15 protein-coding genes and 1 pseudogene are annotated in these 15462 nt (G+C 39.1%); 6 read left to right on the top strand and 10 right to left on the bottom strand.

Annotated features, from left to right (window positions below; genetic code table 11):
* Positions 1-18 precede the first annotated feature (18 nt).
* From pyrF to ACTTKV_RS03025, 10 genes and pseudogenes are all read right to left on the bottom strand, one after another.
* On the bottom strand, positions 19-699 hold the full coding sequence (gene pyrF, locus ACTTKV_RS03070) for an orotidine-5'-phosphate decarboxylase (RefSeq protein WP_442549187.1): 681 nt from the start codon (positions 697-699) through the stop codon (positions 19-21).
* Positions 696-1091, bottom strand: coding sequence for a transcription antitermination factor NusB (gene nusB, locus ACTTKV_RS03065; RefSeq protein WP_442549186.1), 396 nt, complete (start codon positions 1089-1091; stop codon positions 696-698). The genes pyrF and nusB overlap by 4 nt, the downstream gene beginning before the upstream one ends.
* A 1-nt stretch (position 1092) precedes the next feature.
* Positions 1093-1563: a 6,7-dimethyl-8-ribityllumazine synthase gene (gene ribH / locus ACTTKV_RS03060; protein ID WP_442549185.1), complete on the bottom strand. Its 471-nt coding sequence runs from the start codon at positions 1561-1563 to the stop codon at positions 1093-1095.
* A gap of 17 nt (positions 1564-1580) precedes the next feature.
* Positions 1581-2699 carry a cation diffusion facilitator family transporter gene (locus ACTTKV_RS03055; protein WP_442549184.1) on the bottom strand — a complete coding sequence of 373 codons (1119 nt, stop codon included), beginning with the start codon at positions 2697-2699 and terminating at the stop codon, positions 1581-1583.
* 9 nt (positions 2700-2708) lie between these two features.
* Positions 2709-3049: pseudogene (locus ACTTKV_RS03050) on the bottom strand (6,7-dimethyl-8-ribityllumazine synthase).
* A 53-nt stretch (positions 3050-3102) separates the two neighbouring features.
* Entirely contained in the window at positions 3103-5535 is a 2433-nt protein-coding gene (locus ACTTKV_RS03045) for a TonB-dependent hemoglobin/transferrin/lactoferrin family receptor (protein ID WP_442549183.1), read from the bottom strand.
* 233 nt (positions 5536-5768) lie between these two features.
* Positions 5769-6092 carry a DMT family transporter gene (locus ACTTKV_RS03040; RefSeq protein WP_442549182.1) on the bottom strand — a complete coding sequence of 108 codons (324 nt, stop codon included), beginning with the start codon at positions 6090-6092 and terminating at the stop codon, positions 5769-5771.
* The gene (locus ACTTKV_RS03035; RefSeq protein ID WP_442549181.1) at positions 6089-6418 is read right to left on the bottom strand and encodes a DMT family transporter; all 330 of its coding nucleotides are present in this window, start codon (positions 6416-6418) and stop codon (positions 6089-6091) included. Before ACTTKV_RS03035 ends, ACTTKV_RS03040 begins: the two co-directional genes overlap by 4 nt.
* Positions 6408-7214, bottom strand: a complete 807-nt coding sequence (kdsA, locus tag ACTTKV_RS03030) for a 3-deoxy-8-phosphooctulonate synthase (RefSeq protein ID WP_442549180.1) — start codon at positions 7212-7214, stop codon at positions 6408-6410. Before kdsA ends, ACTTKV_RS03035 begins: the two co-directional genes overlap by 11 nt.
* Positions 7215-7225: 11 nt before the next feature.
* Complete coding sequence (locus ACTTKV_RS03025) at positions 7226-8116, bottom strand: DMT family transporter (RefSeq protein WP_442549179.1); 891 nt, start codon at positions 8114-8116, stop codon at positions 7226-7228.
* A 151-nt stretch (positions 8117-8267) separates the two neighbouring features.
* Here ACTTKV_RS03025 and der point away from each other — a divergent pair, with 151 nt between their 5' ends.
* From der to ACTTKV_RS02995, 6 genes are all read left to right on the top strand, one after another.
* Positions 8268-9656, top strand: a complete 1389-nt coding sequence (gene der, locus ACTTKV_RS03020; protein WP_442549178.1) for a ribosome biogenesis GTPase Der — start codon at positions 8268-8270, stop codon at positions 9654-9656.
* Positions 9637-10158, top strand: coding sequence for a shikimate kinase (locus tag ACTTKV_RS03015; RefSeq protein ID WP_442549177.1), 522 nt, complete (start codon positions 9637-9639; stop codon positions 10156-10158). The genes der and ACTTKV_RS03015 overlap by 20 nt, the downstream gene beginning before the upstream one ends.
* A 241-nt stretch (positions 10159-10399) precedes the next feature.
* On the top strand, positions 10400-11365 hold the full coding sequence (gene trpS, locus ACTTKV_RS03010; RefSeq protein ID WP_442549176.1) for a tryptophan--tRNA ligase: 966 nt from the start codon (positions 10400-10402) through the stop codon (positions 11363-11365).
* Between the two features lie 8 nt (positions 11366-11373).
* Positions 11374-11814 carry a copper resistance protein CopD gene (locus ACTTKV_RS03005; RefSeq protein WP_442549175.1) on the top strand — a complete coding sequence of 147 codons (441 nt, stop codon included), beginning with the start codon at positions 11374-11376 and terminating at the stop codon, positions 11812-11814.
* A 9-nt stretch (positions 11815-11823) separates the two neighbouring features.
* The gene (serS, locus tag ACTTKV_RS03000; RefSeq protein ID WP_442549174.1) at positions 11824-13068 is read left to right on the top strand and encodes a serine--tRNA ligase; all 1245 of its coding nucleotides are present in this window, start codon (positions 11824-11826) and stop codon (positions 13066-13068) included.
* The gene (locus ACTTKV_RS02995; RefSeq protein ID WP_442549173.1) at positions 13068-15434 is read left to right on the top strand and encodes a tetratricopeptide repeat protein; all 2367 of its coding nucleotides are present in this window, start codon (positions 13068-13070) and stop codon (positions 15432-15434) included. The genes serS and ACTTKV_RS02995 overlap by 1 nt, the downstream gene beginning before the upstream one ends.
* Positions 15435-15462: the final 28 nt, after the last annotated feature.

Below are 15462 nucleotides of genomic sequence, written 5' to 3'. Positions count from 1 at the left end.
TTAATAAAAACTCAAATATTAAATTTGCTCCAAAATTCGTTCACAAATTTCTCTTGGATTTGCATTTTCATAAATCGGCCTACCAACAACGATAAAATCACTACCCTCTTGCTTTGCACTCACTAAGTTAGCTACTCTTTTTTGATCTCCAGCGCTCTCGCCAAATGGCCTAACTCCAGGACAAAGCGTAATAAATTTCTCGTTTGTAACATCTTTGATGAGCTTGCTTTCAAAAACAGAACAGACCATTCCGTCAAGCCCTGATTTAAAGCTCATTTGGCTAAATTTTCTAACTGAGCGAGCAAGCGTATCGTTATAAACCATTTCAAATTCACTCTCGCTAAAACTAGTAAGTGCCGATACTGCGAGCACTAAAGGACGGCTATTAAGACCAGCTAGCCTATCCATAACTGTCTTCATCGCACGCTCGCCAGCACTAGCATGCACATTTATCATATCTACACCGATTTTTGAGACGACTTCAGCCGCATCTGCCATCGTGTTCGGTATGTCATAAAGTTTTAGATCAAGAAAAATTTTAAAACCTTCAATCCCTTTTAGCTCTTCTATAAATTTTGCCCCATCCCTAAGATAGCTTCTAAGCCCAACTTTTAGCCAAAGATTAAGCCCTTTTAGCTCGCGAACAAGGGTTAAATTCTCTTCACGACTAGCCATATCTAGTGCGACACAAAGCCTCACAGATCGCCCTTTAGCTTATCAAGTACGCCGTTTATAAATTTTGGTGCCTGATCACTTCCAAGCTCTTTTGCAAGCTCAATCGCTTCGTTTATGATAACTGCTTTATCAGTTTGGCTAAATTTCATTTCAAAAAGTCCGAGCCTAAGGATAGCTAGTTCTGTTGCACCAACTTTGCTAAAATCGCCGTCTTTTAAATATGGCTTTAAAATTTCATCTAGTTTTTCTTTATTTGCAAGTACCTCTTTAAAGGTTTGCTGCGCCTCATGCTTGCGCTCGTTTCTTATCTTTTTCTCTTCTAAAAATTCCTCTTCAAACGCTGGAGTTACTGGATTTATCTCGTTTGAGTATAGCAGCGAAACGACAGCCTGCCTAACCTGATGACGAGTCGCCATTTTACGCCTCCAAATTTTTATACAAATTTAGCATCTCAATCACGCCAGTCATCGCTTCAAAGCCCTTGTTTCCAGCCTTTGAGCCCGCTCGCTCGATGGCTTGCTCGATGCTATCTACCGTTAGCACACCAAAGGTCACCGGTTTGCCGTATTTTAGCGTGACGTTTGCGATGCCCTTGGTGGTCTCAGCGCTCACGTAGTCAAAGTGTGGAGTTGAGCCTCTTATCACCGCTCCCACGCAGCAAATAGCGTCAAATTTACCGCTATCTAGGGCCTTTTCTAGTGCCATTGGTATCTCAAACGCGCCAGGCACCAAAATGAGGCTCAAATTTTTATCATCCCCACCGTGACGCAAAAACGCGTCCCTAGCACCCTCGACCAGTCTATCGGTGATGATGTGGTTAAATCTCGCGTTGATGATCGCTATCTTCTCATCGCCTTTTAAAGCTAAATTTCCTTCGATTATTTTCATGTTTGCTCCTTAAATTTCTATCCATTGTAGTCCGTGTCACGCGTGATGATGACCTTATAGCTAGGATAGGCGCTGCTTACTTGCGATAAAATTTCGCGGTAGAGTGCCGAGCTATCTGGCGCGTTAAAGTCTATGACGATATCAAACGTGATCGTGTTTGTCTCTTTATTTATGTAAAATCCATGCATTTGCTTGATAAATTTATGTCCAAAAACTATCTTTTCGACGTTTAGCCTTGTTGCGTTGTCCTCTTTATCAAACGCATAGATGCCAATGGTATCTAAAACAATGTTAAATTTCGCAAAAACTTCGTTTTGTATACGTCTAGTAAGCGCGTCTATCTGCGCGGCGTTCATATCGTGCGCCACCTCTATATGCACGCTGCCCAGTTTCTTGTCTGGGCCGTAGTCGTTAAAGATAAGGTCATAAGCCCCAAGAACGCCATCAAACGAGCGTACACACTCATAAATTTCCGAGCTATCGCCACTAGGCATCCTCGCGCCTAAAATTTTATCTATCGCGTCACGTAAAATTTCAAGTGCCGCCTTGATAAGAAGTAGCGATATAACCACGCCAAGATACGCCTCAAGGCTAATGCCAAAAAATACAAAGACTAAAGCTGCCAAAAGCGTACCAAGCGAGATAAGAGCGTCAAATTTCGCGTCCACTCCGCTTGCTATGAGCGAGTCGGAATTTACCCTTTGTCCGACCCTTTGCGTGTAAAGCCCAAGCGCGAATTTGACCACAACTAAAACGGCGATCAAAACAAGCGAGATGGTGTCGTAGCTTGGGGTGCTTGGCGAGATGATTTTTTTAGCAGACTCAACCACGGACGTGCCGCCTGTATAAAGTATGATCACGCCTATAACGATAGCCGTTAGATACTCCACTCTACCGTAGCCAAATGGGTGCTCTTTGTCCGGATTTTTGCCGGCTATTTTTATGCCGACAATGGTAATGACCGATGAGAGTGCGTCGCTTAGGTTATTTACCGCGTCTAAGATGATAGCGATCGAGCCGCTAGCAAAGCCCACTGCCGCTTTTATAGCTGCTAAAATGGCATTTGCCACTATGCCTACGACACCTGTTTTTACGATAGTCTTATCTCGCGACGTGACCTGCTCTACTACTTCCAAATTTGCTCCTTAAACAATCTTTAACATCACTACGCTAAAGATGATGAGTGATAAATAAAAAGCCTTTTCTAAATTTATCTTTTCGTTATTAAAAACCAGACCAACTAGCACTGCACCCATGCAGCAAACCGCGTCAAATTACCGCTTGTAAGCACTTTTTCAAGCGTAATAGGGATCTCAAATGTGCTAGGATAGCACTAAGGTTAAATTTTCTCGTCGTCACCATGACGTAAGAATGCGTCTTCTGCGCCCTCTACCAAGCGGTCTGTGATAATGTGGTTAAATCTTGCGTTGATGATCGTTATCTTCTCATCGCCTTTTAAAGCTAAATTTTCTTCAATTATTTTTATTAATTTTTCCTTAGATTTTTGCCTAGTTTATCAAAATCTTATTTAAACTAAAGCTAATATCTAATCTCAAAAGAAACACTAAAATTTCTACCAGGAGCAGTATACCGCTCAAGTCCGGTACCATCAAATTTAACATAGCTTTGGTTACCGTTATATCTAAGCTGTCTTAAATTTTCCCAAGTGGAATACTCTTTGTTAAAAATATTAAACACACCTGCATTGATGCTGAAATTTTTACTGATCTTATAACCCATAGTTAAGTCAAAGACAAAATAGCTTTTGCTTAGGAATTTATGTGCTTCTGGCTGAGTTGTACCAGTCACTTTGCCTGTATTTCTATCGACGATTATCTGAGAAAAATTTGGTGGTATTTTTGAAACCGCATCTTTTGCTTTTTTAGCTGCTACAAATTTGCTAGTTAATAAGAGATCAAATTTATTATCACTATACCCAAGTCCAGCTACTGCAGTAAACGGCTGAATAGCCATAAGTGAAGTTCCATCATTTTTTTTGCCACGTGCATAAGTCGCTTTTAAGCTTGCATATAAATTTTCACTTAAATTTAGTGCATTCCCATTTACACGCGAATTTAGTTCCAAACCTTTGACGGTGGCTCTACCAACATTTACGTGTTTAAAATCGAGACTTTTTTTACTGTATTTTTTTACAAGCTCCCATGTATCAAAATCAAGTTCTTCTATCTCATCAATACCAACATCATAATCAGTATCAATAAAATCTCTATATTTAGAATAAAAAGCACTAAGAGCAAGTGCATAGCTCTGACCCGATGACAATAAACTTACTTCATGATTAAAGGCTTTTTCTGGTTTTAGTTCCAAATTTCTAACATATCTTGTACTATCCCTAGGTGTATCAAAATACATCTCCTCCACTCTTGGTGCACGAAAACCGGTGCTAAATGCGTAGCTAACACTCACATTGTTATTTATATCATACTGGGCTCCTGCATTGTAGGTAATGGCCTTAAATTTACTATTTTGAAGATATGGCGTAGCCACCATTTTATATCCTGCACCAGAGGCAATATTTGCTTGCTCTGGTTTATAAACATATCTATCAAGTCTAACTCCATAGTTTAGACTTAAGGCTTCGTTTAAGCTCATATCGTCACCTAGAAAAGCATATTCAAGAGTGCTTTTTACTGGCTGAGCAAATGTTACGTCCGTTGCTTTAACCGGCTTAAAAGGATTTGCTGGATCTACGATAAAACCACTACCGCTCCATTTTGTATTAAAACTTTGTCTAAGTTGTAAATTTTTATTTTTAAAGGTAGAGATGTGTCTGCCAAGACCAAAACTCAAGATGTGAGAAATTTTACCTGCATTAATGTCACCACTCATGCCGCTTATATCGAACTGTTTTTTATCTTGAAAAAATTCATAGCTATCTTTTTGATCAAAACTTGAGTTGTATTGCATGTCGTTTGGATAGTTTGCATGATATCTTGTGAAATTTGACCTCTGCTGCACTCTTTGCTTATAAAAGCTTACCTTTAAATTACTTAGTAAAGCATCATGGTCTGGTACAAACTCATAGTAAATTCCATATCTTTTGTAAGGGATGCTATCTCTTGTCTGCTTTCGATTAAGTGTTGCGGTGCTATTACTCTTCTCTTCTGTAAAATAGTTTTGCCTAAAGTCTTCATAGGATGTATTTATAAAATGCGAGTCAAACCTATAGCCAAATTTCATCAAATTTGAGTGCGTGCGAAATCTCACATCATCGGGCAAAATTCTACCAAAAGAGCAAAGGTTTGGGTACTTTTCTGCTAAATATGAACCCTCCACACTGGTTCCCATTCCACAAAATGGCACATCATCTAACTTGCCGCTGTAAAAATTCTTTGTCTGTTTGCCACGCTTATACGTATGCTGAAATAGTGCTTCGATACCGCCTACTTTTACGCCTGCACCTGCAACTTGTCTAAATTCACTATTTTTTGATGCATATGCGCTTTTGCTATAAAAACCAACATTTTGCCCATCCCTTACAAAGTCATCAATATTTTTTGTCTGCATACTAACGCTACCACCGATTGCACCACTACCTTTATTTAATGAATTTGCACCTTTTACAAATTCTACACTGCTTATGTTTTCAAGCTCGGTGCTGTTTCGGTTTCCATTTAAAATCCCTAAAATATTGTAAGAGCGGGGCATAAAACTCTCAACAGCTTCCATCCCGTCTATTTTTAAAGAAACTCTATCGCTATCTACACCTCGTATAGCATATCCATTATTACCACTTCTACCACCTTCTGTAACAGTTACGCCAGTTTCGTTTCGCACAAGATCTCGCTCAGAGAAAATTTGGCCCTTTTTTAACTCGCTTTTACTAAGCTCTGTTTTTTTCGATGATATACCAGCCGCACTTACGACAACACCTTCTAGCAACAGATCTTGCGATGCAAAGACAAAGCTTGATGCCATACTAGATACAAACAAAATTCTACAAATTCTCATAAAATATCCTTGAATTTAAAACTAATTTGAAAGTGTATTACTATTTGCATAAATTTATTTTGAATTTAAAAATCAATATTTTGAAAACAATATTTTAGTATGAAAACTTTTTAAAATTGGTTTTGATATTATTTTTAGAATATATTAAGTAAATAAATTTTGAAGTTATATATCTTAAAATCTGTTTTTATCTTGCCAAATTAACTTGATATTTACGCTTCTAAATTTAGCACTTAAACAATCTTTAACATCACTACGCTAAAGATGATGAGTGATAAATAAAAAGCCTTTTCTAAATTTATCTTTTCGTTATTAAAAACCAGACCAACTAGCACTGCACCGACTGCTCCAATGCCTGTCCAGATCGCGTACGCCACCGACATAGCAATAGCCTGCATGGCATAGCTAAGAAGCGTTAGCGACAATGAAAAATTTCCAACCAAAAGGATAAAATTTGCCCACTTTTGCACGCCACTGCTCTTTTCAAATTTATTGATAAAAAAGACGCCAGAGACCTCGCAGCACCCAGCTAGTAAAAGTGCTAAAAAATGGATCACTGCTTCACTCTTTTTAGCCCAAGCACGCCCAAAATGAGCGTTGCTATGAAAAATAGCCTAAGAAAATTTGGTAAAGCTCCGCTTGCTATGTAGCCGCTGATGATCTCGGCAAATACTATAAATATCGTGCCAAAACCCACAAATACAGCGTAAGATATGCTTAGTGGGATGTATTTTAAGGCTTTCATAAAAGAGATAAAGCTCACGCTCACAAGAGCGGTCGTGAGCAAAAACTCCCCTAAATTTGATGCGTGCTTTAGGCCATATGCCCAGCCGCATTCAGCCAGCGCACCAAGCAATATCCACAAAAAGCCCTTAGTTTGCATCGCCTAGGGCGTCTTTTATCTTAAAAATTTGAGCGATATTTGCGTCTAGCTCGTCCAAATTTAACATATTCGGCCCGTCGCAAAGCGCCTCGCAAGGATTTACGTGCGTCTCATAAAAAAATCCGTCCACGCCCGCAGCCGCCGCCGCACGCGCCAAATACGGCACGAATCTCGCGTCCCCGCCGCTTTTTTCGCCAAGAGCACTTGGCATCTGCACGCTGTGAGTCGCGTCGAAAATCACGGGCGCAAATTCGCGCATGAGCACCAAATTTCGCATATCCACGACTAAATTTCCGTAGCCAAATGTACTACCTCGCTCGGTTAGCCACACGCTGTTTTGCTTGGCAATCTCGTATCCATCGCCGCTAATGCCCCTTGTTTCTAGCACTTTTTTAACAGAATGCTTCATCGCAGACGCTGCCAAAAACTGCCCTTTTTTGATATTTACGACCGCTTTTGTCTTAGCCGCAGCCACGAGCAGATCGGTCTGGCGGCATAAAAATGCAGGTATTTGTAGCACGTCCGCGACCTCGCCTACAGGACCGGCCTGATAGCTCTCGTGGATATCGGTTAAAATTTTAAAGCCGAACTCCTTTTTTACTTTGGCTAAAATTTCGCACCCTTTTTCAAGTCCGGGCCCGCGAAACGAGCTTATACTCGTGCGATTTGCCTTGTCAAAGCTTGATTTGAAATAAAAATCTATCCGCTTATCTTCGTTAAATTTAACTAGCCTTCTTGCCACGTCAAAAACGAGCTGCTCGCTCTCGATGACGCAAGGCCCTGCTATTAGTATCATTTTTTTCTCCTTTATTTTTCTCTAACAACTAAAATTCCACTAACCACGACAAGTATGATACCTACAAGCGCTAAGTGATTTGGTAACGCATCGCCCATAAAATAGCCAATAATAAGTGTAAAAATAACGTCTGCATAGCTAACTGAAGCGATGACGCCAGCTTTTTTACCAACTGCAAAGGCCTTTGTCATAAAAGCCTGAAAATAGTATCCGCTAAGCCCCATTAGCAAGATAAAAACAATATTATTCCAGTTTGGCATACTAAATTTTGAAAACAAAAAATCAAGTGGCTCGTAAGTAAAAATTTCTGCCAGACCCATACAAATAAGCGGCAAAAATGATCCCCAAAGCATAAAGCTTAGCACGATGATATTTGTGCCATAGCTCTTGTTTAGCTCCTTTACACTTGTGTATGCTATTGCCGCACCAAGACCACTCCAAATACCGATAATATCGGTTTTGTTGATGCCTAAATTTGGCTGGATGACAAGCAAAATTCCGCCAAATCCCAAAAAGACAGCAAACCAGCCAAGTGAGCTTAGTCGCTCCTTAAAAATTATAGCTGCAAGGATTGCTGTAAAGATCGGATTTGTCTTTTGAAATGTAAAAGCTGTAGCCAAATTTACGTGTGCTACGTTATAAAAAAAAGCAAAAAGTGCCACAGTGCCGACAAAACCGCGAAACATCAATAAGAAAAAGTGCCCACCGGCTTGCTTAAATGGAAATCTATAAATGGCATAAATAACAATAAAAAGGCCTATTAAATTTCTAAAAAATACAACTTCGATCGAAGGCATATCTTGGCTAAGATGCTTTGCAAATGCACCAGTTGCAGCAAACATAAAGCAAGCAAAAAGCATATAAAAGATGCCAAGATGTGAAATATAAAACCTTTTTAACATCAAATAACCTTTATTTTTAAAGCAAGCATTTTAATAAAAAATGGCTTAAATTTCGGTCGTTTTTTCTTTCATTTTGGTGCTTTTAAGCAAATTTTTATACTTTATATAAGTCAAAAATTTGTATAATCAGCCATCATAAAAAGGACAAAATTTGCAAAAAGTAATATTAGTAGGCAAGCCAAATGTCGGTAAAAGCTCACTTTTTAACCGCCTAGCAAGAAGACGTATCGCCATCACAAGCGACGTTAGTGGCACCACAAGAGATACAAACAAGGCCAAGATCGAAGTCGAGGGTAAAGAGTGCATTTTAATCGACAGCGGTGGACTTGATGATAGTAGCGAGCTTTTTAAAAACGTAAAAGCAAAGACCCTGGCTGAGGCTAGAAATTCAGACGTCATTTTATACATGGTCGATGGCAAAATGATGCCAGATGACGAAGATAGAGCTATTTTTTATGAGCTTAGTAAGTTAAATTTACCAATTGCTCTAGTCATCAATAAAATTGACAGCAAAAAAGATGAGCAAAGAGAGTGGGAATTTATAAGCTTTGGTGCGAAAAACACCTTTGGAATTTCCGTAAGCCACAACACTGGCGTTGACGAACTTAGCATGTGGCTGGCAAAACACATCGGAGACAAGGTGCAGATAAAGGCCGATTTGAACGAAGATTTTGATGATTTTTTAGAAAACTATAACGACGAGGGCGAGCTTAGCGACGAGGTAGACTACGAGAACAAAAATATAAGGGTTGGTATCATCGGCCGCGTAAATGTCGGCAAAAGCTCACTTTTAAACGCCCTTGTAAAAGAGAGCCGAGCTGTCGTAAGCGACGTCGCAGGCACCACAATCGACCCAGTAAATGAAATTTATGAGCATGATGGCAGGGTTTTTGAGTTTGTCGATACTGCTGGTATTAGAAAGCGTGGCAAGATCGAGGGTATCGAGAGATACGCACTAAATAGAACTGAGAAAATTTTAGAAGAGACGGACGTGGCACTACTCGTGCTTGATAGCTCCGAACCGCTAACCGAGCTTGATGAGCGTATCGCTGGTATCGCTTCAAAATTTGAGCTTGGTGTCATCATCGTGCTAAACAAATGGGATAAAAGTAACGAGGAATTTGACGATCTTTGCAAAGAGATAAAGGATAGGTTTAAATTTCTAGCATACGCACCTATTATCAGCGTTTCAGCACTTGGCGGCAAAAGAGTGCATAAAATTTATCCACTCATCATTGAAATTTATAAAAATTACACCCAAAAAATTCAAACTTCAAAGCTAAATGATGTGATCGCAGAAGCAACCAAAGCACATCCATTGCCGCGAGATAAAGGCAGAGTCGTAAAAATTTATTACGCAGTGCAGTTTAAGACCGCACCTATCATGATAGCGCTTATAATGAACCGCCCAAAGTGTCTGCATTTTAGCTATAAACGCTACCTAACAAACAAGCTTAGAGAGAGTTTTAACCTAACTGGCGTGCCTATCGTGCTAATCCCTAAAAAACGTGGAGAGAGCGATGAAAACAAAGAACAATAATATCGTTTTGATAGGATTTATGGGTGTTGGTAAGGGGACGACTGCAAGGGCTTTAAGCAAGGCGCTAAAGACGATGAATCTTGACTGCGACGATCTTCTTGAGAGCTCACAAAACATGAAGATAAAAACCATCTTTGAAGAGTATGGAGAGGAGCATTTTAGGCAGCTTGAAAAGGATCTAGCTAAATTTTTAGCAACAAATGTCAAAAACAGCATCATCTCAACAGGTGGGGGCTTTGCGAAGGTTAAAAATTTAAAGAAAATTGGTACCGTGATCTATCTAAAAGCTAGCTTTGAAGCGATAATACAAAGGCTAAAAAATAGTAAAAATAGCGAGAAAAAGCTAGCCAAACGCCCACTTTTAAGTGATCTAAAAAAAGCCGAAGCACTTCATCTGGAGCGCGAGAAGCTTTATGAGAAAAAGGCTGACTATATCATCGAGGTCGAGGATAAAACACCAAAACAGATCGTAAAAGAGATAAGGATGCTTTTAAAAATTTAAATTTGGTTGCAAAGTGGCGTAAACTTGCTGATTTGCAACGATAAATTTTAAGATCAAGTTGGATACGTAAAAGTCTGACGTGATGTTAAAATTTAAATGTTTTTTGGCAAAGAGTTTTTTGTTTAGGCGAGGCAAAATTTTGTTTTTAAGTGAGGACTAGACACATGGTCTGCTGAGCTTGAAAACAAAATTTCAACGAAGCATAGGCAAAAAAGTTAAAGCAAAAATTTGAAAGGATAAGATGAGAGTATTAACCGGCCTTCAACCCTCCGGCAAGCTACACCTTGGTAACTATTTTGCCTCGATAAAGCAGATGGTTGATATGCAAGAGCAAAATGAGATGTTTATGTTTATAGCAAACTACCATGCGATGACGAGCCTTAGCGAAGCCAAAGCCCTAAAGCAAAACACTTTTGAGGCTGCGTGTGCGTTTTTGGCACTTGGGATTGATCCAAATAAAAGCATATTTTGGGTGCAAAGTGACGTAAAAGACGTACTTGAGCTTTATTGGGTGCTAAGTCAACACACACCAATGGGTCTACTTGAGCGTGCACACAGCTATAAAGACAAAGTCGCAAAAGGCCTTAGTTCGCACCACGGACTCTTTAGCTATCCGGTTTTAATGGCGGCTGACATTTTGCTTTATAATGCGCAGGTCGTACCTGTGGGCAAGGATCAGATCCAACACGTTGAGATCGCACGTGATATAGCTATTAAATTTAATAACGAACATGGAGAAATTTTTACATTGCCTGAGGTGAAGATCGATGAAAATGTCGCCACCGTGCCTGGTACAAACGGCGAAAAGATGAGCAAAAGCTACGGCAATACAATCGACATCTTTGCCGATGCTAAAACGCTTAAAAAGCAAATTTCTAGCATCGTGACAGACGGCACACCGCTTGAAGAGCCAAAACAGTGGCAAAACTGCAATGTTTACAACATAGCTAAGCTTTTCTTAGACGAGAGTGGGCAGTGTGACCTGCAAGCTAGATATGAGCGTGGTGGCGAGGGTCACGGACACTTCAAGGCTTATCTGAACGAGCTTGTTTGGGAGTATTTTAAGGATGCTAGAAAAAAATTTGAGTATTATCAGAAAAATCCTGATGAAGTGGCTGGGATTTTAGAAATAGGAGCCAAAAAGGCAGAAAATGTAGCTCACGCAACAATAGAAAAAGTGCGTGAAGCAGTTGGAATTTATAGATAAGGAAAAATATGCAAAATTTATATCCATATGCACAAATAGTTCATCTTGTTTGTGCGATTATTTTCGTTGGTTACCTCTTTTTTGATGTAATCATTTTTAAGGCAGCTTGCAAAAAAATACCGCCTGAGCTTGCTCAAAAAACAAAACAAGCTATCGGTTCGGTTGCTATAAAGATAATGCCTATTTGTCTGTTGCTTTTAGTGTTAACTGGTGGCATGATGATGAGTAGCTGGGTCGGAAGCAAGGCTGGAGGTTATTTTGAGACAAATTTACAAATCGCTTTTATGGTTAAATTTTTCTTAGCGATGATAATCGCAGTTGCTGTGATTATAAATTTAAGCTGCAAATTTATATTTAAACGCCCTAGTCCACTTGGCAATATCCACCCATTTGCACTAACTGCTGCCGTTATAATCGTCTTACTTGCAAAAGTTATGTTTATGGTTTAAGGAGAGATAATGATAAATTTAAAATTACTTGAGACAAACTACGATGAATTCGTAAAGAAACTAGAAGGCAAAAATGTCAAAGCTCAGCTGATTGATGAGCTTTTGCAAACTTTTAACGAGCTAAAACAAAAGAGAAAAGCACTTGAAAATTTCCAAGCTATCCAAAACGCAAAAAGTAAAGAACTTGGCATAAAAGCAAGGGCTGGCGAAGATGTAAGTGAGCTTAAAAATGAGCTAAATTTAAACAAAACCGCCCTTGCTGACGCTGAAGATATTGTAAAAAGCTACGAAGAAAAATTAGAGCAAATTTCATTTAATGTGCCAAATATCACCGATGACGACGTGCCATTTGGTAAAGACGAAGATGACAATGTCTGCATCAAAACAGTACTTGAGCCACGCAAATTTGACTTTAGTCCAAAAGAACACTGGGAGCTTGGCGAGAGCCTTGGCTGGCTTGACTTTGAAAGAGGTGCAAAACTCTCTGGATCACGCTTTACCGTGCTTCGTGGTATGGGAGCAAGGCTAAGTAGAGCTTTGGTTAATTATATGATCGACTTCAACAGTGCTCGTGGATTTGAGCTTGTAAATGTGCCGTATCTTGTAAACTCGAACACACTTTTTGGCACAGGCCAGCTTCCAAAATTTGAAGATGATCTTTACAAAGTGCGCAATGAGGATCTTTATCTCATTCCAACTAGCGAAGTGCCTGTGACAAATTTATACAACGACACTATCATAGAGGACGAACAGCTTCCTATAAAAATGACTTGCTACTCAGCATGCTTTCGTCAAGAGGCAGGTTCAGCAGGACGTGATACGAGGGGTATGATACGCCAGCATCAGTTTGAAAAGGTCGAGCTTGTAAGTATCACTAAGCCAGATCAAAGTGAAGCTGTGCTTGATGAGATGATAAGTTGCGCAAGTGACTTGCTAACTAGTCTTGGACTACCTCACCGTCATATGCTACTTTGTAGTGGCGACCTTGGCTTTAGTGCAGCAAAGACTGTCGATCTTGAAGTTTGGCTACCAGGTCAAGGCAAATACCGCGAAATAAGCTCTATCTCAAATACACGTGATTTTCAAGCAAGACGTGCAAAAATTCGCTTTAAAGATGGCAAGAAAAACATGCTTGTAAATACCCTAAATGGCTCAAGCCTAGCTGTGGGTAGAACACTAATAGCCATCATGGAAAACTACCAAAAAGTAGATGGCAGCATAGAAATTCCAGAAGTTCTTAAAAGGTATATGTAGTGGCTAATGACGAGGTTGTAGTTTTAAAACCGCCAGGCGAACAGGCAGAAGCACCAGAAGAAAACACAAACGAAACAGCCGAAGAGATTATTTCGCTTGATAGCATTACAAATGATGAAGTGCTGCAAGACGAGAGCATACCAGAGCCTATTCCTGTCAAAAAGAGCAAGAAGAAGCTCTTAATAATTATTGGTGTAGCCACCTTATTGTTTGTTATTTTGGTTGTTTTATTAGTTATCTTGCTTAAAAAAGAAAAAAAAGAGCAAGTAGATACAACCAGCATAGTAAAAAATATAGAAAACAACTACCAAACGCAAAATTTTGGTGCCTCAAAGATCGATGAAATGATAAATAAAGCAAATCAGCTTTATGAACGTGGAAATAAATTTGAAGCTCTAAAAATTTATGAAAATGTAGCTGTTTATAACCAATCTCTTTCAAACTACAACCTCGGTGTCTCACAGATGAAACAAGAAAAATGCGACGAGGCGATCGTTTCATTTAATAAAGCGATAACCGACAGAGAAAATACAGCAGTTAGTGCAATCAATGCTGCTGTTTGCTCGCTTGAGCTAAATAACACAAAAAATTTTAACTATTACATAGGGCTAGCTGACTCATTTTTGCAATATGAAAGCAACTCGCCACTTTATAGCTATTACTATGCACTTATTAATTACTATAAGGGTAATTATTACGAAGCACTTCAGGCACTCTCTCATCCGAGTACAGATGACTACAAAGGCGAATATGCATATCTTAGTGCAAAAATTTTGTCGCTTCTTGGCGATGATGAGACGGCCATATCAAAACTTGAAGGGCAAAAGGCTTTTAAAGCCGATTTTACACTAGCTCAGCTCTACGCTAGACTTGGGAAATATGATAAAGCAAGAGACTATCTTGCCAAGGCTTCTAAAAATACACCAAATCCTGATCTTATAAAGATGACTGAAGCACTAATCGATCTAAAAACAGGATATTACGGCGATGCGGCTATATTTATAAAAGACGTTTATGATTACAATGCCACACTACCAAATAAAATTTACAAGATAAAAACGATACTAAAACCAGATCTTTTTGATATCAGCCTAGCTCAGATACACTTTAGTGACGATATGTTTTTTGATAGAACTAGACGTTACGAAACACTTTTTTACTTCGCTCCGTACAAGGTATTTGACGCAAAGCAGAGTATCGACTACATTAGAAAAGGCGGGGTTAGTGTATTTTTAGATGATACATCTGCTGCAAACGACTACCTTAGCCAAAGTGCAGCTGCTTCAAAGGTCAATGCAAAACTTAGCGAAGCTATCGCAAAAGCTCTAGACTACCGATTAAAAGAGGCAAACAAGGATTTTGAAGAGCTTGCCAAGGCCTATCCAAACCACTCTATTTTACAGTACAACCTAGCCCTAAGCTATGCTCAGCTTGGAAATTTTAGCCTAGCTGCAAAGCACTTTATAGCAAGCTATCACCAAGATGTAAATAACCATCTTGCTGGTATTTTTGGGGCGATTTGCATGGATATAAATAGAAATTTAAATCCAAAACTCATTGAAGAAATCGGAGAAAATTTAGAGAACGATAAAAATCTAAAACCTATAAATTTATATGCTTCCCTTTTAAGTCTCATAAACGGTAACCAAAGTGCCATGATAAGGTGGCTTGAAGAACCTAAAGAGCAAACTACGCTAAATTTAGCCTTCGACATCATAATCTCAAAAATTACAAATAATGATGAGTTGATGTCAAAAAAAGCTGACGAGCTCATTAAAATTTTACCAAATGACATCATTTGTAATATCTTAAATTTTATATCAAAAAACAAAGAGCAAAACATCAAAGAGTATGCAAAAGCGATACAAATTTACTTTAACGGCAAGCAACTTGACTCAAACGCTTTCTATCACGGAGCTGACATAATCAAAAAGCAATACATCAAGCTACTACAAATCTCTGGCCTGCTAACTAGAGAGCGCGATAGGCTTAGAGCCGAGCTAAAAAGTGCTCCAAAGAATATAAATTTGATCCAAACTCTAGCCTATGTTGACATCTTTACAAACGACTTTGAGGAGAGCTATAAGCTTTATAATCAAGCAATTGATGAGTTTAAAGTAAATGATGTTGGAACGTTATTTTTGGCATCTGTGGCTGCGACTGGAGCTGATAAAATTGCAAATGCGATCGCACTTTTAGAGCTTACAAAGCTAGGTGATGCCAGTGCTATTGAAAACAGGGCTGCTCTTGGCTTTATGTATCAACAAATAGACAACATAAAAGCCGCTCTTATACAATACAATAAACTAGGAAACGTTGAATACGAAAACGAATTCTATGACTTTGAGATAGATAACGAGAGATAAATCTAAAACTAGGCTTGCTTTTAAAGCC

The sequence above is a fragment of the Campylobacter sp. genome, from assembly GCF_052169515.1.
In the GTDB taxonomy this organism is placed as follows: domain Bacteria; phylum Campylobacterota; class Campylobacteria; order Campylobacterales; family Campylobacteraceae; genus Campylobacter_A.
Note: the sequence above shows the minus strand (reverse complement) of the source record. Positions and strands in the feature narration are given on the sequence as shown.

Bases quoted from the DNA above. Each gene is read 5' to 3' on its own strand.
- nusB (WP_442549186.1), bottom strand. From the start codon at position 1,091: ATGGCGACTCGTCATCAGGTTAGGCAGGCTGTCGTTTCGCTGCTATAC.
- ribH (WP_442549185.1), bottom strand. From the start codon at position 1,563: ATGAAAATAATCGAAGGAAATTTAGCTTTAAAAGGCGATGAGAAGATA.
- ACTTKV_RS03045 (WP_442549183.1), bottom strand. From the start codon at position 5,535: ATGAGAATTTGTAGAATTTTGTTTGTATCTAGTATGGCATCAAGCTTT.
- ACTTKV_RS03035 (WP_442549181.1), bottom strand. From the start codon at position 6,418: ATGCAAACTAAGGGCTTTTTGTGGATATTGCTTGGTGCGCTGGCTGAA.
- kdsA (WP_442549180.1), bottom strand. From the start codon at position 7,214: ATGATACTAATAGCAGGGCCTTGCGTCATCGAGAGCGAGCAGCTCGTT.
- ACTTKV_RS03025 (WP_442549179.1), bottom strand. From the start codon at position 8,116: ATGTTAAAAAGGTTTTATATTTCACATCTTGGCATCTTTTATATGCTT.
- ACTTKV_RS03015 (WP_442549177.1), top strand. From the start codon at position 9,637: ATGAAAACAAAGAACAATAATATCGTTTTGATAGGATTTATGGGTGTT.
- trpS (WP_442549176.1), top strand. From the start codon at position 10,400: ATGAGAGTATTAACCGGCCTTCAACCCTCCGGCAAGCTACACCTTGGT.
- ACTTKV_RS03005 (WP_442549175.1), top strand. From the start codon at position 11,374: ATGCAAAATTTATATCCATATGCACAAATAGTTCATCTTGTTTGTGCG.
- serS (WP_442549174.1), top strand. From the start codon at position 11,824: ATGATAAATTTAAAATTACTTGAGACAAACTACGATGAATTCGTAAAG.